Origin of the sequence: Streptomyces sp. NPDC015171 (genome assembly GCF_043079545.1) — a bacterium.
Lineage (GTDB): Bacteria > Actinomycetota > Actinomycetes > Streptomycetales > Streptomycetaceae > Streptomyces.
Genome location: NZ_JBIBUO010000021.1, coordinates 51,511 through 69,774, shown reverse-complemented (window position 1 = coordinate 69,774; position 18,264 = coordinate 51,511). Strand labels below are relative to the sequence as shown.

General features: G+C 74.0%; 15 protein-coding genes. 2 read left to right on the top strand and 13 right to left on the bottom strand.

Annotation, left to right across the window (positions count from 1 at the left end; translation table 11 throughout):
• Nucleotides 1-53: 53 nt before the first annotated feature.
• Nucleotides 54-1,229 carry a DUF2306 domain-containing protein gene (locus ACF073_RS36180; RefSeq protein ID WP_392075732.1) on the bottom strand — a complete coding sequence of 392 codons (1,176 nt, stop codon included), beginning with the start codon at nt 1,227-1,229 and terminating at the stop codon, nt 54-56.
• 112 nt (nt 1,230-1,341) lie between these two features.
• On the bottom strand, nt 1,342-1,872 hold the full coding sequence (locus ACF073_RS36175; RefSeq protein WP_392075731.1) for a helix-turn-helix transcriptional regulator: 531 nt from the start codon (nt 1,870-1,872) through the stop codon (nt 1,342-1,344).
• Between the two features lie 201 nt (nt 1,873-2,073).
• On the opposite strand from ACF073_RS36175, the gene ACF073_RS36170 reads away from it, so the two are divergent.
• Nucleotides 2,074-3,018, top strand: a complete 945-nt coding sequence (locus ACF073_RS36170) for an alpha/beta hydrolase fold domain-containing protein (RefSeq protein WP_392075730.1) — start codon at nt 2,074-2,076, stop codon at nt 3,016-3,018.
• A 72-nt stretch (nt 3,019-3,090) separates the two neighbouring features.
• Here ACF073_RS36170 and ACF073_RS36165 read toward each other — a convergent pair whose 3' ends face one another.
• Nucleotides 3,091-4,092, bottom strand: coding sequence for a LacI family DNA-binding transcriptional regulator (locus ACF073_RS36165; protein ID WP_392075729.1), 1,002 nt, complete (start codon nt 4,090-4,092; stop codon nt 3,091-3,093).
• Nucleotides 4,093-4,426: 334 nt separating this feature from the next.
• On the opposite strand from ACF073_RS36165, the gene ACF073_RS36160 reads away from it, so the two are divergent.
• Nucleotides 4,427-5,674 carry an MFS transporter gene (locus ACF073_RS36160; RefSeq protein WP_392075728.1) on the top strand — a complete coding sequence of 416 codons (1,248 nt, stop codon included), beginning with the start codon at nt 4,427-4,429 and terminating at the stop codon, nt 5,672-5,674.
• 136 nt (nt 5,675-5,810) lie between these two features.
• Here the strand turns inward: ACF073_RS36160 and ACF073_RS36155 are convergent, their stop codons facing one another.
• The 10 genes from ACF073_RS36155 to ACF073_RS36110 form a co-directional block, all read right to left on the bottom strand.
• Nucleotides 5,811-6,623: a lysozyme gene (locus ACF073_RS36155; RefSeq protein WP_392075727.1), complete on the bottom strand. Its 813-nt coding sequence runs from the start codon at nt 6,621-6,623 to the stop codon at nt 5,811-5,813.
• A gap of 107 nt (nt 6,624-6,730) precedes the next feature.
• On the bottom strand, nt 6,731-8,593 hold the full coding sequence (locus tag ACF073_RS36150) for a M1 family metallopeptidase (protein ID WP_392075726.1): 1,863 nt from the start codon (nt 8,591-8,593) through the stop codon (nt 6,731-6,733).
• Between the two features lie 469 nt (nt 8,594-9,062).
• On the bottom strand, nt 9,063-9,716 hold the full coding sequence (locus tag ACF073_RS36145) for a 1,4-alpha-glucan branching protein (protein ID WP_392075725.1): 654 nt from the start codon (nt 9,714-9,716) through the stop codon (nt 9,063-9,065).
• Between the two features lie 37 nt (nt 9,717-9,753).
• Nucleotides 9,754-10,425, bottom strand: a complete 672-nt coding sequence (locus ACF073_RS36140) for a spherulation-specific family 4 protein (RefSeq protein WP_392075724.1) — start codon at nt 10,423-10,425, stop codon at nt 9,754-9,756.
• The gene (locus ACF073_RS36135; RefSeq protein WP_392075723.1) at nt 10,422-11,321 is read right to left on the bottom strand and encodes an NAD-dependent epimerase/dehydratase family protein; all 900 of its coding nucleotides are present in this window, start codon (nt 11,319-11,321) and stop codon (nt 10,422-10,424) included. The genes ACF073_RS36140 and ACF073_RS36135 overlap by 4 nt, the downstream gene beginning before the upstream one ends.
• Before the next feature lie 7 nt (nt 11,322-11,328).
• Nucleotides 11,329-12,042, bottom strand: a complete 714-nt coding sequence (locus tag ACF073_RS36130; protein ID WP_392075722.1) for an NDP-sugar synthase — start codon at nt 12,040-12,042, stop codon at nt 11,329-11,331.
• Nucleotides 12,043-12,082: 40 nt separating this feature from the next.
• Nucleotides 12,083-13,084 carry a GDP-mannose 4,6-dehydratase gene (locus ACF073_RS36125; protein WP_392075721.1) on the bottom strand — a complete coding sequence of 334 codons (1,002 nt, stop codon included), beginning with the start codon at nt 13,082-13,084 and terminating at the stop codon, nt 12,083-12,085.
• 42 nt (nt 13,085-13,126) lie between these two features.
• Complete coding sequence (locus ACF073_RS36120; RefSeq protein ID WP_392075720.1) at nt 13,127-14,521, bottom strand: hypothetical protein; 1,395 nt, start codon at nt 14,519-14,521, stop codon at nt 13,127-13,129.
• On the bottom strand, nt 14,518-16,029 hold the full coding sequence (gene pelF, locus ACF073_RS36115; protein WP_392075719.1) for a GT4 family glycosyltransferase PelF: 1,512 nt from the start codon (nt 16,027-16,029) through the stop codon (nt 14,518-14,520). Before pelF ends, ACF073_RS36120 begins: the two co-directional genes overlap by 4 nt.
• Before the next feature lie 86 nt (nt 16,030-16,115).
• Nucleotides 16,116-18,242 (bottom strand): hypothetical protein, encoded by a 2,127-nt coding sequence (locus tag ACF073_RS36110; protein WP_392075717.1) that lies wholly within the window; start codon nt 18,240-18,242, stop codon nt 16,116-16,118.
• Nucleotides 18,243-18,264: the final 22 nt, after the last annotated feature.

The following is an 18,264-nucleotide window of genomic DNA, read 5'->3' as shown; positions in this document are numbered from 1 at the left end:
GCGGGCGGGGCGGGGCGGGGCGCGTTCGCGGTACGCGGGTGCCGGAGCGCCGGTCAGGGCACCGGGGTGGTCACGGGGGCGGCGGGCAGCGCGGCCGGCGCGGTGCGTTTGAGGACCTCGCGGGCGTACATCAGCCGCAGGCTGACCACGAGGGTGGCGCCGAAGGCCGTCACGCCGCAGCCGACGGCGACGCCCGCGGTCAGCGCGGTGAACCGGCCGAGCGCCAGGCTGTGTTCGAGGACGGCGACCGTGCCCACGGAGAGCGGGGGTGCCAGGCAGAGGCCGATGAGGTGGATGCGCCACTCCTCGCGCGCCCAGGTGCGGCCCGCGCGGCCGGCCCGCCGTGCGCCGAGGGCCATGACCGCGTAGGCCACGGCGTAGGGCAGCAGGTAGGCGATCAGCAGCCGGCGCCCGGCAGCGCCGTGGGCGGCGAGGGCGCGCACGATCCACACCAGGGCGGCGGCCGCGGCCAGCTGGGCCGCCACGGTCACGGGCAGCGGGGCCCAGGAGCGGCCGAGGCCCTCGACGGTGTCCCGCCGGTCGCGGGCGCGGGAGGCGAGCAGGGCGCCGAAGACGACGAGCGACCCGAGGTGCATGATCGCCACGCGGTTGATCTCCGTCATCGGCAGGCCGGGCAGCACCGCGGGCAGGGCGCCCCACTCCAGGCGCAGCAGGGGCGCGGTGAGCAGGTAGCCGTAGCACAGGAGCAGCCAGCGCTGGTGCAGGTCGGGGTGGCCGCCGACGGCCGCGAGGATGCCGAAGGTGACGCTGAGGACGGTGCCGACGAGGATCGTGGCCAGGACGATCCAGAACGCGGCCCCGCTGAAGGCGTCCCGGGGCGCGGTGCGGGCCAGGTAGACGGCGGCTCCCGCCATGGAGGCGTAGACCGTGACGGCGAACACGACGCCGAGCGCGCGGTGCAGCCGGACGCGGCGGCGGGCGGCCGTCAGGAGCTGCGCGGGCCCGAGCAGCATGAGCAGTCCGCCGAGGACCGAGTGCACGATCATCGGGACGAGGCTGTGCCGGTACGGGGCGACACGGGTCGCCAGCGCGTCGGCGACGTACCGGGGCGAGACGGCGTGCGCCAGCAGCCACTCCCCCGGCGCCGGGGCGCCGGGACGGGCGTACGACCACAGTTCGGTCATCGCGAACGGCGCGTACCACAGGCACACGACCGTCACCGTCACCGCGGCGGCACGCCGCCAGGTGCTCGTCGTCCACGGACGCACGGCGCCCCCCTGTTCCTCGGCGGCTCGGGCCGCCCTCCGTCTGCGAGCCCTCTCGATAGTCTCTTCTGGACTATCGAGGGGTTACCGACGGTAGAGGCGGCGGCCGGAGAGGTCAACGGTCGGGGTCGCGTTCGTCCCGGCGGCGCACCCACTCCCAGAAGTCGGTCATCATCCGCTCGTACCGGATGCCGAACTCGAGCGCCTCCCGCTGCCCGGGCGTCAGCAACTCACCGACCTCGTCGGCCAGTTCCTCGTACTCCCCCAGGGTGCGCCGGTGTTCGGCGAGCTGCACGGGGGCGAGCGCCTCGGGGCCGGCGCCGAACCACAGTTTCAGGATGCCGCGTTCCCGGGCCTCGACCGGGACGAACCCGGGGTCGGCGAGCCAGTCCTGGAGGGCTCGCCGGCCCGCGTCGGTCAGCGTCAGCACCCGGCGGTTGCGTCCGCTCTCCTGGCGCACCTGGACCAGCAGCCCGGCCCCGAGCAGCCGCTCGCACTGCGCGTAGACCTGCGCGTGGGGCACCGACCAGAACGGGGCGACCGTACGGCCGGCCTCCACCTTGACGTCGTACGCGCTGGCCTCCCCGAGTTTGTCGATGATGCCGAGGACCAGGAAGGAGGAGGTGGTCAACCGCACGTCAGCCATGGCGCCGACCGTATCGCCTCCGCTCCTCGCGCCGCCCCCGAACACCCCCTCGGACGCGGACCCCCCAGACGCGCGCGACCCGGGCCGCGCGTCGTCGCCGCAGACCCTCGCCAGTCGATGGTTACACGTGTAACATCCTCGCTGCGCCGACGGTCCGCATACCGTCGGAACCGCCCCGGCCGACGACGGAAGGCCCCCGACATGACCGCTGCAGCCCCCGCCCGGACCGACACCGGCTGGCCGCCTCCGCCCTACCTGGCCCCGCTCCCCGCCGTGACCGGCGCCGACGGCGTGCGCCGCTTCCACGGGCTGAGCTACGCCACCTCGCCCGGCTACCGGCCGCGCCTGCTCGACGTCCATGTGCCGCCGGGCCGGGAGCCCGTACCGGCCGTCGTGTGGATCCACGGCGGCGGCTGGCTGGACGGCGACCGGCGGTATCCGCCGCCGACCGTGCCGGTGGAGCTGCTGCACGGTGCCGTGCTCGGCGCCGGCCTCGCCCTGGTCTGCGTCGACTACCGGCACAGCCTCGAAGCGCCCTTCCCCGCCCAGCTCCACGACGTGAAGGCAGCCGTCCGGTACGTACGGCTGCACGCCGGCACCCTCGGCGTCGACGCGCGGCGGATCGGCGCCTGGGGCGAGTCCGCGGGCGGGCATCTCGCCGCGCTGGCCGGCCTGGTCCGCGCCGACGCCCACGGATCCGCGCTCGAGGGCCGCGAGGGGGTACCGGAGGGGGACAGCACGGTGCGGGCCGTCGTCGACTGGTACGGCGTGTCCGACATCGAGCCGCTGCTCGCGCGGCCCGTGTCCGCCCTCGCCACCCCGCCCGGCACGCCGCCGTACCCGGACCCGATCGAGTCGCTCCTCGGCGGTCCCGCCGCCGAGCGGCGGGACCGGGCCCGCGCGGCCAGCCCGGTGACGTACGCGCCGGGCACCACCCCGCCCCCGTTCCTGCTGGTCCACGGACGTGCCGACCAGGTCGTCCCGTACAGCCAGAGCGAGGTGCTGGCCCGGACGCTGACCGCCGCGGGCGGGGAGGTCACCCTGCGGCCGGTGGACGGGGCCGACCACATCTTCCAGGGCTCCCCCGAGGTGCCCGCGATCGTCGCGGAGAGCGTCGACTTCCTGCGCCGCCATCTGACCGCCTGACCGCCTGGCCGGCGGCGCTCCGGCAGGCGCCCGCCCACCCCGGGCCGCGTCGCGCGCGGCCGGCCGGGACGGTCAGGCGGAGTCCCGCCGGACGAGCACCGGGTCCACCGCGGGCAGCGGCTCCGCGGTGCCGTGTTCGAGCAGGTCGTGCAGTGTCGCGGCCACCTGTGCGGCGGAGGGTGTGTCCAGCCGGACCGTGGTGAGGGCGGGGCGCTGCAGAATCGCGGTGACCAGGTCGTCGCAGCCGACGACGGCGAGCGTGCCGGGAACGTCGATGCCGGCGTCCTGCAGAGCGCGCAGCAGCAGCGCCGCGTACTCGTCGTTGTAGGCGAAGACGCCGTCCGGAGGGTTCTGCGCCCAGCTGTCGGCGAGCCGGGCGGCGGACGCGTACGTGTACTCCATCTCCACCGGGGTGACGGCCGCCGCCGTCCGGGCGGCCACGCTGCGGGCACCGGCGAGGCGGGGCGCGGCGAACGCGGACAGGCCGCGTTCGCGGGGCATGACGACCGCGAGGCGCCGCCGGCCCTGCGCGACGAGGTGTTCGGCGGCGAGCACGCCCGCGCGCCGGTCGTCGAAGGGGACGGTGACGACCCCGCCGACCGGCTCCGGCGCGAACGCCATCAGGGCCCGCACCCCGGCACGCCGCAGGACGTCCGCCGCCGCCTCGGTGAGACTCGCGCCGTCCAGCGCCAGGACGGCGCCGGGGCGCAGTTCGGCCCAGGCGCGGGCCGCGGTGACGGGGTCGGCGTAGCGCCCGGCGTGCAGGACGGTCGTGTAGCCGTACCGTTCGAGTTCCGTGTGCAGGTCGTCGATCCAGCCGCTCACCAGCCGCCCCATGGCGGACACGGCGGCCGGGATCAGCACCAGGTTGGTGCGGCCCGCGCGCAGGGAGCGGGCCGCCGCGTGCGGGACGTACCCGAGCGTGTCCGCGGCAGCGAGGACCTTCGCGCGGGTCGCCTCGCTGACCCGGTGGGTCTGGGTGTTGTTCAGCACGAAGGAAACGGTGGCCCGGGAGACGCCCGCGAGGCGTGCCACGTCGGCGCTGGTGACGGCCGCGGCCGGTGTCCTCGCCATGCTTCCCTTCCGCTCGTCCGTCGCGCGCTGCGCCTCTCACGTTACACGCGTCAAGAGGCGTGCCCCACGGGAGATCACTGGTTCTGGCAACACGAGTAAGCATCGAAGCGGTACCCGGCGTACAGACCCCTGTTCATCCGGCCACCCGGCTGCTACACAAGGACCACCGCACAGGTTACTCGTGTAATCAGCGGGATCCGGCCACCCTCGGATTCCCGCTCCGGCAGAGGTGACCGCACCATCGGCCGGGCCACGGCGCGACAGGCCCGCTCCGCCCTCATCGCTCCCGCGCGTCCCCCCTTCCCCTCTCCTCCCTCCCTCTCCAGGAGTCGCCATGCCCCTGTCCTCCCCAGCGGCCCCGGCGCGAGCCGTCCCCGGCACCCGGCAGCGCGGGCTGATGCCCCTGCTACTGGTCGCCAACGCCTCCATGTACGCGGTGTACATGGGGGCCGGCTCCGTACTGCTGCCCACGCAGGTCGAAGCGATCGCCCCGGACCACAAGGTGGCCGTGCTGGGTCTGATCGGCGGGGTCAGCTCGGTGTTCGCGACCGCCTGCAATCCGGTCGCCGGCGCGCTGTCCGACCGTTCCGGGCAGCGCAATCCCTGGGTGCTCGGCGGGGCGCTGGTCTCGCTCGCCGGTCTCGCCCTGCTGGGCCGTGCGCACACGACGCTGCTGGCCGGAATCGGCTGGTGCCTGGTCCAGGCGACCATGAACGTCTACCAGGCCGCGGTCACCGCACTCGTGCCCGACCGGATACCGCCGGACCGGCGTGGCACGGCCTCGGCGCTCGTGGGTCTCGCGCTGCCCGTGGGCGGCACGCTGGGCGTCCTCGTCGCCTCGGCGAGCACCCGCCGTCTCCCGGTGGGCTACCTGGCGCTGGGGCTCCTCGCCGCCGCGGCGGCGCTGCTGCTCACGACGTGCTGCCGGGACGTGCCGCGCGCCCGGGACGCCGTGCCCGCACCCGCGCCGCCCTGGCGCCGGCGTCTGGCCGTCTTCCTCTCCGCGCTGCGAAACCGGGACTTCCGCTGGGCGTTCGCCGGCCGCGCCCTGATGGTGCTGGGCTACTTCTCCGTCGTCGGCTACCAGCTGTACATCCTGGACGACCGGATCACGCTGCCGGAGGGGCTGAGCCCGGCGCAGGCCATGGCCGTGCTCACGCCGGTGTCGATGGCGGCGATGGCCGTGTCCACGCTGGCCGGCGGTCTGCTGTCGGACCGCTGGAACCGGCGCAAGGTGTTCGTCGGCGTCTCGGCGGCGCTCGCCGGTGCCGTCATGGTGGTCCCCGTGCTCGTCCCGACCTGGCCCGGGATGCTCGTCTTCAGCGCGCTCAACGGGCTGGCGTTCGGCTGCTTCATGGCCGTGGACACCGCCGTCGTGACGCTGGTGCTGCCCCGGGCAGAGGACGCGGCACGCGACCTCGGGGTGCTCAACATCGCCAACGCGGGCCCGCAGATCGTCGCGCCGTTCGTCGCGTCGGCCGTGGTCACCGTGCTCGGCGGCTACACACCGCTGTTCCTCTTCGGCGGCGCCCTGTCACTGCTCGGCGCGCTCGCCATCCTGCCGATCCGGGGCGTGCGCTGACCTGTCGCCGGCCGCCCGTCTCCCGCGCCCGTCTCCCGCTCCCGGGACGGCGGTTCGCCCCGGATCGGAGCCCGCGGCGGCCGACCACGCCCGCCGCGGGCCGCCTTGCCGGCAGGACCACGGACCGGACCGGCGCTCAGCCGGTCGCGAGGGCCCGCAGCCGGTCGGTGTTCCCGTTGAAGCGGTCGTGGTCACCGACCGTCTTCCCGGTGGAGGTGTACTGCCACATCGTGTACGTCTTCCAGCCCGCCGGCAGCGTGCCCACGGTCGAGGCGTAGCGCGCCACCCACAGCGGGTTGCTGGCGCCGAAGCCCGCGTAGTTGCCGGTGCAGTCGGACCACCAGCTGGTGGCCGTGTAGATGACCGCGTCCCGGCCGGTGCGGGACTTGTAGGTGTTCAGGAAGTCGCGGATCCAGCTGACCATGCCGCTCTTCGACTTGCCGAAGCAGGCGGAGCCGTACGGGTTCCACTCGATGTCGAGGACGCCGGGCAGGGTCTTGGCGTCCTTGGACCAGCCGCCGCCGTGCTTCACGAAGTAGTCGGCCTGGGCGGATCCGCCGGACGAGTCCGGGGTGGCGAAGTGGTAGGCGCCGCGGATGATGCCGGTGTCGTACGAGCCGTTGTACTGCTGGGTGAAGTAGGGGTTGGTGTAGGACGTCCCCTCCGTGGCCTTGGTGTACGCCCATCTGGTGCCGCTTCCCCACAGCTTCTTCCAGTCGACGTTGCCCTGGTGGCTCGCGACGTCCACGCCCTCGGTCTGGGAGGCGCGGGGAGGCGGGGGCGGGGTGGCGGGCATGCCGTCGTGGGCGATGACACCGATGCCCATATAGGCGCTGCCGCGCTCGGGAGCGCCCCCGGCCGGCAGGGCCGGGGGGCTCGACAGGAACAGGAGCAGACCGGTCAGTGTGCCGGTGAGGCACAGGCGGGACCGGCCGCGGATACGGGACATGGAGCTTCGCACAGAGTCCATCTGACCCGGCGCCGGGTCACCCCGCACGCCGGGTTGCGCCGGGCGAAGCCATCCGCGGCCGGTGTCTAGCCCATGCGGGTGTGTTCTCAGCCGTCGATGCGGTGCTGGGTCCAGAAGGAGGTCAGGTCCGTGCTCGTGGCCGCCTGGGCCGCGGCCTTGAACTCGGCCGTGGTGGAGACGCCGTACCAGTGCGCGGTCGCGTAGTCCTTCAGCAGCTTGGTCATGGCGGTGTCACCGATGAGCCGCCGCAGGTCGTGCAGGGCGCACTTGCCGTAGCCGTAGACGACGGTGGAGTAGCGCGAGGAGTGTGCGTCCCAGTACGCCATCGAGTTGGTGATCTTCTCGGCGCTGGAGGCCCAGGAGACGCCGCTCCAGCAGTTGCTGCCGGTGCTGCCGAGGGCGAGGTCGGTGGAGTAGTCGGCGAAGGCCTCGTCCAGCCAGGGGTTGTTGTACTCGTCGTCGCCGATGATGCCGTACCACCACTGGTGGCCGATCTCATGGGTGAGGGCGGTGGTGCTGACCAGGTCCAGGACGAACCCGGGGTACTCCATGCCGCCGAACCAGTAGTTGTTGTCGATGACGGCGTCCAGCTCGCCGTAGGGGTAGGCGCCGAAGCGGGCCCCGTGGGCGTCCACGGCGGTCTTGGCGGTGCTGAGCATGGACTGGGCGCTGGAGGAGCTGATGCCCGAGACGGAGTAGACGTTCACCGGGACACCGGAGGCCGAGGTGCCGGAGATCTTGCTGAAGGGTCCGGCCGCCCAGGCGAAGTCGCGGACCTTGGCGGCGGTGGCCGTGGTGATCGTACGGCCGCTGGAACCGGGGGTGTCGGTGGAGGTGCCGGTGGCCGGGACCAGCAGGGTGCTCGGGTGGTCGAGGGTCACCTTGAAGTCGGCGGCCAGGGAGTAGAAGGACTCGCCGTTGTTGGTGTACGGGTCCAGGTGCCAGCCGGCGGCGTCGCGGATCGCGAGGACGGGCAGGGCGTTGCCGATGAAGCTGAAGGCGCCGTCGTGGCCGAAGCGGTCGGCGCCGCTGGGCACGGTGATGCCGAGGTCGAAGCCGACGGTGGCGCTCTGGCCCTGGGCGAGCGGTGCCGGCAGGGTGATCTTCAGGGCGGTGCAGGCCACGGAGGGGGCGGCGGCGGTGCCGCCGGTGACGTTGGTGACCTTGATCGGCATCGCGTCGCAGGTGCCGTGGTAGTTGTCCCACAGCCGCAGGTAGACCTCGTTGAGCGCGGTGGCGGAGGCGTTGGTGAAGGTGGCGCTCTCGTGCCCGTTCCAGACGGTGCCGCTCGTGTCGCTGCTGAGGCTGACGGTGTACGAGGGGGCCGCCGGGGTGCGGGTGGAGTCGGCGGGCGGCGGTGTGGTGCCGCCGGAGGTGTCCAGGGCGATGTCGTCGAGGACGAAGCTGGTCTGGAGGCTGGAGTCCTCGGTGCCGGTGAAGGAGAGGCTGACGGTCTGGCCCGCGAACGAGGAGACGTCGACCGACTTCTGTACGTAGCCGGTGTTCTCGTCGAGGTTCGAGTAGGTGGCCAGCGTCGTGCTGCCGATCTTGGCCGTCAGCTTGTCGTACGCGGTGGACGACGTCGTCTCCGCGGTGTCGATGTGCAGCCAGTAGGTGAGGGTGGCGGTGGCGCACCCGGACGGGATCGTGACGCTCTGGGTGAGAGTGTCGGTGTGGGTGCGGCCGGTGCCGTCGAGCCAGGCGTAGGTGCTGCCGCCGTGGGCGGTCTGCCCGGCGCGGTTGGTGATCACCGTGGCCGCGGAGGCCGTCCACGGTGAAGTGCCGCTCTCGAAGCCGCCGTTGGCGACGACCTGGCCCGGGGTGCAGGCGGCGGCCACCGGGGCCGCGGCGGGCTGGGCGGCGGCGGGTGTGCCGGGGAGGGAGAGGGCGGCCAGCGCGGCGACGGTGACCGCACCGGCGCCGAGGGCCTTGTGGGGGGTCGATCTCACACGCTACTCCTTTTGCGGCGGCCGGGGTCCGGCCTGCTCGATGACCGCCCGGCCGGCTGGGGTGCGCCGGAGGACGGCCGCGGATGGGGCTCGCGCGATCACTGTGCCGAGAGGCACGTCGCGCCCCCGTGAGGCAGGGACGACGACTGCCGAAAGAGTGACAGATTTGACCGGTCCATGCCAGACGGGGGCGGGGGCGGGTGGACGACCCCGTCCCCTCGGCCACCGGCCGGCCCCCCGACGGCCGCTCCGCCGGGCGTACGACGGTGCGGCCCGGGTCGGCCGCGAGGCCGCCTGCTTCCCTCTCCCGCGGTCCCCGGGGGCCGGTGCCTGCGGGCGCACCGCCGGTCCGTTCCCCGGCAGTACCGACGGTCTGCATCCCCGGCCGCGCCGCCGCTGTCTCCCGGACCGCCGCCTGAACCTGCCGCCGGCTGCCGGCGGCGGGTTCAGGCGGTGGGCGGCGGGGGGTTCAGGCGGCGCGCAGCGTCATGAGGACGGCCCGGAGCCGGTCGCCGTCGGGGCCGGCCCAGCCGGTGGCGACATGGCCGACGGCACCCGGGGACGGCAGTGGCGGGTTCTCGGCCACGGGGTCGAGAACCCGGTGGACGTGGAGGACCGTGCCGTGCGGTGCGGGCAGGCGGGTGCCGTCCCGGTCGTCGGCCGGCTCGGGCGCGAACCCCGCAAGGGCGAGCGGGGCACCGGTGCAGGAGCGGGTCACCTCGTGGTCGGGCGTGTCGCTGACGCTCTGGGCCACCGCCTGGGCGCGGCCCGCGATCAGCGCCAGCGACTCGGCGACCAGCACCGGGTCGTGACAGCCGTCGTAGACCCAGCGCTTGCCCAGCACCCCGTGCTCCAGCGTGCCGACGAGGGCGTGCCCGGCTCCCTCCAGCGGTGCGCCGCGGTAGGTCAGCGGCGTCAGATAGGCCGTCCGCTCGGGGCTCGTGGTGTCGGTGACCACCATGAACTCGATGCCGACCTCGCCCTCGGGGTCGTCCAGCCGGAAGCCGCCGGACTTCTCCAGCTCCGGGGCGGGGCCGCCGCGGTACCAGGGGCGGGTGGGGAGCCAGTCCGCGAGCAGTTCGGTCTTGCTCGGCCTGAGGGTGGTGTGGTGGATGACGGCCATGCCCGTTGTCTCCTCCTCTGCGCGGATGCGGATCCGCTCAGCCTTCCACACCGCCCGCGCCGGTCAGTGCCGGGGACAACGTCGCCCAGGGATTGGGCGGTTCGCCCGTCACCGGCCCGCACACCGCGGCGCCCCGCTCGTGCGCGGTGCGTACGGCGAGCGGGACGAGGACCTCGGGAACGCCGTAGACGAGATGGCAGAACCGGTCGGGCGGATGCCGCCCGGTCCAGGACGGCCGGGTGAACGCCGAGACGTACGTGGTCCAGTGGCCCTCGAAGGTGACGGTCAGATCGGCGAGGCGGGCGTAGCCCGGCGCCGGGTGGACGCCCGGGTTGAGGACGACGGTCCCGGCGCCGAGCCGCCGCAGCTCCCGCACGAGCCGGCGGCAGGCGGGCAGCCCCTCGGTTCCCGCGGTGACCCGGTCGAGGAAGCAGCCGTCGGCCTCGTACCAGCTCTGGTGCCGGCGCATGTCCTCGGTGATCCGGTCCCGGTCCCGGACGCCGTAGTCGGTGTCGACGTACCCGAGCAGCCGGGCCCCGGCCGCGCGCAGGGCCCGGGCCGCCGCCGTGAACGCCGGGTCGGGAGCGGCGCCCGGCCCGCTCGCCGGGTTGAGGACGACCGCGTAGGTGCGGGACGCCGCCTCGATCAGCCGGTGCCAGGCGCCGGGGTCCTCGGCCGGGTGGACGTACAGCGGTACGAGCACGCTCACCGCACCGGCTCCACGGTCGCCGCCCACAGCGCGGCGAGGGCGTCGTCGAGACGGTGGGCCGGCCGCCAGCCGAGCGCCCCGGCCGCGGCGGAGATGTCCGAGCACTGCCACGACACCTGCGCCGAGCGGGCCGAACCGCCGGTGTCCTCCTCCAGCCTGCCCCGGAACCCGGCGTGCCGGGCCAGGCCGTACGCCAGCTCCCGCACCGGCACGGCCGATCCGCCGCCGATGTTGAGCACCGGGGGCAGCGGAGCGGGCGTGGTGACGGCGAACTCGGCCGCCCGGGCCACATCGCGTACGTCGACGAAGTCGCGGTGGGCGGAGAGGTCCCCGAGGCGCAGCACCGCCTCGGGGTCCGGGCCGGCCGCGCGGAGCAGCGCGGCCAGCCGGCCGGGCAGTCCTGCGACCGGTGCCCCGGGGCCGACCGGGTTCCCGACGCGCAGCACCACGGCGTCCAGGGCGGCGGAGGTCACCGCGAGGGTGCCCGCCAGCTTGGTCGCCCCGTAGGGGGTGACCGGGCAGGCGGGCGCCGACTCGGTCACCGGCAGGTCCGGGGTGCCAGGCCCGTACTCGGCGGCCGAGCCGAGATGCACGAGGCGGGCCGTGGGGGCCGCCTCGCGCAGTGCCGCGCAGAGCACGGCGGGCCCGCGGGCGTTGACCTCGGCCAGGGTCACGCTGTCACCGCCGGTGGCGCCCGCGCAGTTGACCACGGCGTCGGGCGCCGCCGCCGCCAGGGTGCGCGCGAGCCGCTCCGGCCGGTCGGCGGCGAGGTCGACGCCGAAGCCGGCGGTGGCGGAGCGGCCGGCGGCCAGGACGTGGGCGCCCGGCAGGGCGCGCAGCCGCTCGGCCACATGGCGGCCGAGATATCCGGTGCCGCCGAGGACGAGAATGCGCATGCGGTACTCAGGCTCCCTTGAGCAGCAGGGACTTGCGGCTGGTGAACTCGGCGTTGGCCCGGTCGTAGTCGTCGGGGCGGCCGATGTCCAGCCAGTAGCCGTCGAACTCGTAGGCGTGCGGCGGGTTCTGGATCCGCAGCAGGTCCAGGACGAGTTCGTCGAAGCCCAGCGGCAGGCCCGCCGTGTAGCCGTCCAGGGTCTCCCGGCTGAGGCCGTAGACGCCCATCGAGACCCGGTAGTCCATGCTGGGCTTCTCGGTGAACGCGACGACCCTGCTCGCGTCGGTGGTGAGCACGCCGAAGTCGATGTGCACCTTGCGGGCGTAGGTCGCGATGGTGAGCGGGGCGCCCGACGTCTCGTGCCGGCGCAGCACGTCGGCGTAGTCGAGATCGGTGAGGATGTCGCCGTTCATCACCAGGAATCTCTCGGGCAGCCGGTCTCTGAGGTTCAGCAGCGGGCCCATGGTGCCGAGGGGACTCTCCTCGGTGGCGTAGTCGACGTTCATGCCCCATTGGGTGCCGTCGCCGACGTAGGCGCGGATTATCTCGCCGAGGTGCCCGATCGCGATGGTGCAGCGGGTGAAGCCCGCGGCCGACAGCTGGCGCAGCACGATCTCCAGGATGGCGTGCTGGTCGCCGATCGGGACGAGCGGCTTGGGCAGCGCGGTGGTGTAGGGCCGCAGCCGGACGCCCTTGCCTCCCGCCAGGATCACTGCGTGCATGGAGCTCCTCCTTCAGTGGGTCGGGGCCGTGCCGAACGGGTCAGATGTTGTAGATGCCGGTCTTGTAGCGGGCCAGGTTGGCCGGGTCGCGGAAGAACTCCACGGTGTGGGCGAGTCCCTGCTCCAGGGTGTGCGCCGGCTGCCAGCCGGTGGCCTCGGCGAGCCGGGTGGCGTCGGCGACCAGCCGCATGACCTCGGAGGCCGCCGGCCGGATCCGCGCGGGGTCGGCCCGGACGTCGAGGGCGGTGTCCATCACCTTGCCGATCAGCGCGACGAGGTCGCCGACCGAGATCTCGCCGCCCGTACCGGCGTTGAAGGTGCGGCCGACAACCTGGCCGGCGGGCGCGGTGCCGACGGCGAGGAACGCCTGCGCGGTGTCCTTGACGAAGGTGAAGTCCCGGGTGGGGCGCAGATCGCCGAGGGTGATGGTCCGCTCCCCCGCCGCGACCTGGCCGATGACCGTCGGGATGACCGCGCGCATCGACTGGCGCGGCCCGAAGGTGTTGAAGGGGCGGAGGGTGACGACCGGGGTGCCGAAGCTGGCGTGGTAGCTGTCGGCGAGCCGGTCCCCGCCGGCCTTCGAAGCGGCGTACGGGGACTGGGTGTTGATGGGATGGTCCTCGGTGATCGGCACGGTCCGCGCGGTGCCGTAGGTCTCGCTGGTGGAGGTGTGCACCAGCCGGGGGGTGCCCAGGGCGCGGACGGCCTCCAGGACGTTGAGGGTGCCGGTGACGTTGGTCTCCACGTAGCTGTGCGGCGCCTGGTAGGAGTACGGGATCGCGATCAGCGCGGCCAGGTGGTAGGCGACGTCGGCGCCTTCGAGCAGGCCGCGGACCGAACCGGGGTCGCGGACGTCGCCGAGGACGATCTCCACGTGCTCCAGGACGTCCGGGGCGAGGGTCTCCAGCCAGCCGTAGGAGGAGAACGAGTTGTACTGGGCCATGGCTCTGACCCGGTGTCCCGAGGCGACCAGCGCCTCGGTGAGATGGGAGCCGATGAAGCCTTCGGCTCCGGTGACGGCGGCGAGCGGTGCGGAGGTCAACTCGGTTTTCCTTCCGATGGGTTGATCGAGCGGAGCGGGCGTTCAGACGTGCCGGGCGGGCCGGCCGAGCAGCCACAGCGTGTACGCCACGAGGCAAAGCACGGCGGCGCCGCAGCAGAGCGGCAGGGCGCCGGAGCCCGGGGCCAGGCGGAGCCAGGGGACGGCCGCAGCGACCGCCGCGGCGGCCAGACAGATCACGGCCGGCGGCCAGGCGGATCCGAACGCCTGGAGGAGCAGCGCGGTCCACAGCGTGGCCGCGAGCAGCAGCAGCGTCTGCGGTGCGGCGCCGGTGAGCCAGGCGGCGGGCAGCAGCGGCAGGAGATAGACGAGCAGGCAGCCGGCGAGGACGGCGGCGGAGCGGGCGAGGAACCCGGCGGGGGTGGCGGTCGCGCGCAGGGCGGCCACGGACAGGCCCCGGTAGCGGTACAGCAGCCATTCGGCCGGCCCCATGCTCACCGTGAGCACGATGACGGCGTACGGCGCCTGCCGCCCCGCCTGCAGCACCAGCAGCCCCGCGGCCAGCCCGAACAGGCCGTACGGCACGGACCACAGCAGCCGCGGACGCCTGCCCCCCGCCGCGGCCTGCGCGGTGCGGGCCCCGCGCAGGGCGTGGCCGGTGGCGACGAGGGTGGCCAGCAGTGCCAGCAGCGGCAGTGCGGTGCGCAGCGCGGTCCCCGGCTCCCACCAGGGCAGTACGGCGGCGCCCGCGATCAGCGGGGTGAGCGCGGCGAGCAGCAGCCGCTCGCGGGCCAGCACGAGCAGGACGCCGGCCGCCGCCAGGTACAGCGACTGGGCCGCCGCCGTCAGGAGCACCGGGCCGGTGCCGGCGAGCGGGGCCGCCGCGGCCGTGGCGAGGGCCGCGCCCAGCGGTGCGCCGGTCAGCAGCGTGTTGGCGGCCTCCCGGCGGCCGGCCACCATCCGCAGATGGGCGCGGTGGCCGAGCCCCTGGCCCCAGGCCCAGGAGACGAGGCCGGCGACGATCAGCGCGGCGGCGTGCCGGCCGGGGTGCCACAGCGGTGCGGTGAGCAGATAGGCGAGGCCCGGCAGGGCGAACAGCACCCCGCGCAGCAGGCAGCGGACGGTGTCCGGGCGCCAGGGGTCGGCCGCGGGCGCGGGCTCCGGGAAGGTCCGGGGCACCTGCTCGTAGAGGGCGGTGGCCAGTGAGAAGAGGTTGGGGTGGCCGTAGCGCTCCGTGATCTGTTCGGCCGTCAGGCCCTCCGCCTCCAGCAGGGCGGCGACCTCGTAGGGGTGGACGGCGGGGCCGATGCGGTCGGCGAGGTCGGCGGCGAGCCGGCTCACCGCCGCCGGGTCGGGGCGGCTGCCGGGCAGCCGCAGGGCCAGGGTGCGGTCGTCGCCGAGAGCGGACGTCCCGGCGAGCCGCAGGGCGAGGGTGTCCTGTTCGGCGCCGCCCGGTTCGAGCGCCATGGGCCCGCTCATCCGGCCAGGCTCCCGGCGGCGATCCGGAGATCCTGCCCCGATGCGGCCGGAGCGGTGAACGGCCGTGCGTGGCTGGGCAGTTCGAGGTATATCGAGCGGAAGGTGTCGATGGTCTGGCGCAGGGTGAACTGCTCGATGACGCGCAGCCGGGCACCCTCGCCCATGCTTTTGCGCCGGGCCGTGTCGCCGAGCAGCTCCAGCGCCGCCGCCGCCATCCGGGCCGGATCGCGTGGCGGGACGACGATTCCGGTGTCGCCGACGGCCTCCCGCACCCCGCCCACGTCGGTGGAGACGGTGGCCCGGCCGCAGGACATGGCCTCGATGAGGGTGAACGGGAAGCCCTCGCTGATGCTGGAGAGCATCACCACGTTCCCGGCCGCATAGGCGTCCTTGATGTCGTCGACGCGGCCCTCGAAGGTGACGGCGTCCGCGTGCCCGAGTTCGGCGGCGAGCGCCTCGCAGCGTTCCCGGTACGCCTCGCCGCCGCGCGGTGTGCCGCCGAAGAGCCGCAGCCTGGCCTCGGGTATCTCCTTGCGGACCAGGGCGAAGGCGCGGATGAGGGTCTCCAGGTCCTTGATGGGGTCGACGCGTCCGGCCCAGCTCAGCGTGGGCGTGTCGGGTTCGGGCCCGGCGTGCGGGAAGGCCGCCGGGTCGACGCCGTTGTAGACGGTGCGGATGGCGGCCGGGTCGGCGCCGCCCTGCTCCTCCCAGAGCCGGTTGTAGCGGTTGCCGGGGGTGATCAGGGCCGCCCTGCGGTAGCTCTCCTCGGCCAGCAGCCGGAAGAAGCCGAGCACGACGGCCTTCACCGGCCAGCGGTAGGGGGCGGTGCGGTAGCCGAGGTAACGTTCCCGCAGGTACACACCGTGCTCGGTGAGCAACAGCGGGACCCCGTACCGCTCGAGCCCGGCGAGTCCGGGCAGTGCGGCCACCCCGCCGCTGACCGCGTGGGCCACGCCGTGCCGGGGCAGGGGTGCGGCGAGCGGACGCAGGGCGTGTTCCAGCAGGGCGGTCGCGGTGACCGCGTCGTGCAGGGTGGGCCGGGCCTCCCGGACGGCGAGGCCGGGCCGGTTCCACACCGCGGCGAGGATGGCGATGGCGCGGTCGCCGCGCAGGAACGGGCTCAGCGCGCCGTCGGCGGCGGCCCGGGCCATCGTGTACAGCGCGGCCGGGAAGTGCTCCTCGGCGTGCGGGTCGAGCAGCGCGGTCAGGAACCGCTCGTACGCGCCGGCGAGCCGGTTCAGGGCCCGGCCCCGGGGCACGCGGCCTTCGGGCGGGGCTCCCCACATGGGTACGGAGAGCACGCCGCGGACATGGGCGGGCAGGTCCCATACGACGGGTTCGCGTCCGGTGCCGGTGACGGCGATGACGTCGAAGTCGAGGTCGGGCATGCCCTGGACGAGTTGGTCGCACCAGACGCTGACGCCGCCATGGCTGTGCGGGTAGGTGCCTTCGGTGAGCAGGGTGACGTGCGCCGCGCCGGGGCGGCGCGCGCCGTGCTGAACGTGCATCGATGGGGCTCCACGGCCGAGGTGTGGGGTGGTCGTGCCGGCCCCGGCCGCCGTCGGACGGCCGGGACCTCGGTTGGGTGCGCCGCTCAGCTGTCGGGGGTGTGCGGGACCTGTTCGGTCACGCCCGCCGGGACCTTGGTGCGCGGGGCCGGGGCGGTGGCCGCGGCGGTGCCGCCGGCGGTCACGGCCGGTGCGGCGGTGGCCGGCAGGGTGAAGGTGAGCGCGCTGCCGGAGGAGGCGGTCCAGCCGGACAGCGCGCCCGCGTAGGCGCTGCCGAAGGCGGAGCCGCCTGCGGTGCTGCCGGCGGGCAGGGTCGCCGGGACGGCGGTGCCGTTCGGACCCTGCACGGTGACGGTGTCGCCGATGCGGTAGGCGGTCACCTGGCCGGCCTGTACGGCGGTCTTCCAGGCGGCGCGGCGCTGGAGCTCGACGCCGATGTCCTTCATCCGCAGGTTCACCACCGGGGTGTCGTCCGCGAACAGGGCGGCGTAGCCGTCCAGTACGCCGTCGAGGACCGGGTAGGCGATGCGGTCCTCGGCGAGGTTGGACTGGTGGATGAAGTGCGGCTTGGGGTCGTTGGACAGCACATGGCCGAGGGCGATCCGGGTCTCCAGCGGCACGATGTAGCCGCTGTAGCCGGTGCTGGTGTCCAGCGGTGCGGACAGGCAGGTGGTGGTCGCCGGGTTGTCCTCGCAGATGCCGCTGCCGCCCTGGGCGCGGCTGGTGTAGAGCCAGTTGTACTCGTCGACCTGCTCGGCGGCCCGGCCCGCGTTGTAGAAGACGTTCATCGGGTAGCGGGAGACCGTGGTGGCCGGGCCGACCTGGCGCTGCACGGGGTCGCGGGAATTGTCGGAGGCGAGCCACTTGACGCCGTCGTCGGCGAGGGAGAGCGGCAGGTTGGGGTTGTCCTGCGGCTGCTGCGGAAGGATCTTCAGCCCGGAGTGCTCGCCGGTGACCAGTTCGTCGGTCTGCAGCGGGAGCCCGTTGGCCTGGCCCCAGGCGCGGTTGGTGGCGATCTCGTAGTCGATCGTGGCGCGGCTGACCCACTTGGTGCTGCCGTCGGCGTTGGTCTGGCAGGTCCACGGCACGACGGTGACGTTCTGTTCGCAGCCGAGGAAGGCGTGCGTGTAGGTGTGGTTGACCCAGCGGAACTGGTTCCGGTCCGCGACGAGCTTGTCGGCGAGCTGGTCGACGCCGTTGTTGTCCTCGCGCTGGTCGACGCTGCCTGCGCCGTTGTAGACCAGGTCCAGGGTGAAGTCGTGGCTGTTCTCCCAGGCGACGGCGTGGTCGACGTCCGCCGGGGTCATCCGGATCGGGTTGGGCGTGCCCGCGCCGTTGGCGCAGTCGACGTCGCCGGGCGTGCAGTTGAGCTGGGTGTCCCAGCGGTCGTCGGCGGCGAAGACGTCGTCCACGTGGACGGCGAAGTAGTTGCGGGAGGCGCCGAGGTGCACCCCGCCGGTCATCCACTCCACGATGCCGCGGGCCAGCAGCCGGAACTGCTGCTGGTACTGGTTGTAGACGAAGGTGACGACCAGTTCGCGCCGGCCGTCGTGCCGGTACTCGCCGACCAGGGAGCCCTGCTTGGTGGTGCCGGGGATGGGCGCCTGCACGTACGGGGTGAAGTCGGCGCCGGGGGCCGGGGTCGACAGGTAGGCGTAACTCTCGCCGACCGTGGGCGAGTTGTCCTCGAACGGGACGGCGCCGTCCAGGTAGCCGAAGGCTCCGGCCCTGCCGGCGGCGGTGACCTGCGCCTGGACTCCGTCGACGCTGCCCGAGTAGCCGCCTGCGGCGGGGACCTGCAGGCCGGCCTGGGGGCGGGCGTAGGTGTAGGCGTCGACCTGCGGAACGGCGTACGTCCGTTCGTAGGCGGCGAGCGCGGTCATCTCGGCGCTGCCGGCCGCGAACGGGTTGTCGTTGGGCAGGACGACGGCCTGGAACTTGGCGCGCGGCCGGCCGTCGACGGTGTCGGCGAGGAATCCCGCGTCGATGGCGGGCCGGTCGGAGCGCGTGAGGTCGACCTCGGTGTACGGCGTTCCGGCGGTGTCGAGTTCGGCGGCGATGGCGTCGGTGGCCGGACCGCCGTCGCTCACCACCAGGACTCTGAGGTCGATACGCGGTGTACTGGTGTCGGCCTCCGCCGGGCCGGCCTGGAGGCCGAGCGCGGCGACGAGCGCGCCCACCGACAGCGCGGTGGTGCGTATGGTCCGCTTCATGCGGTGAAGTCCCCTCCCCGGG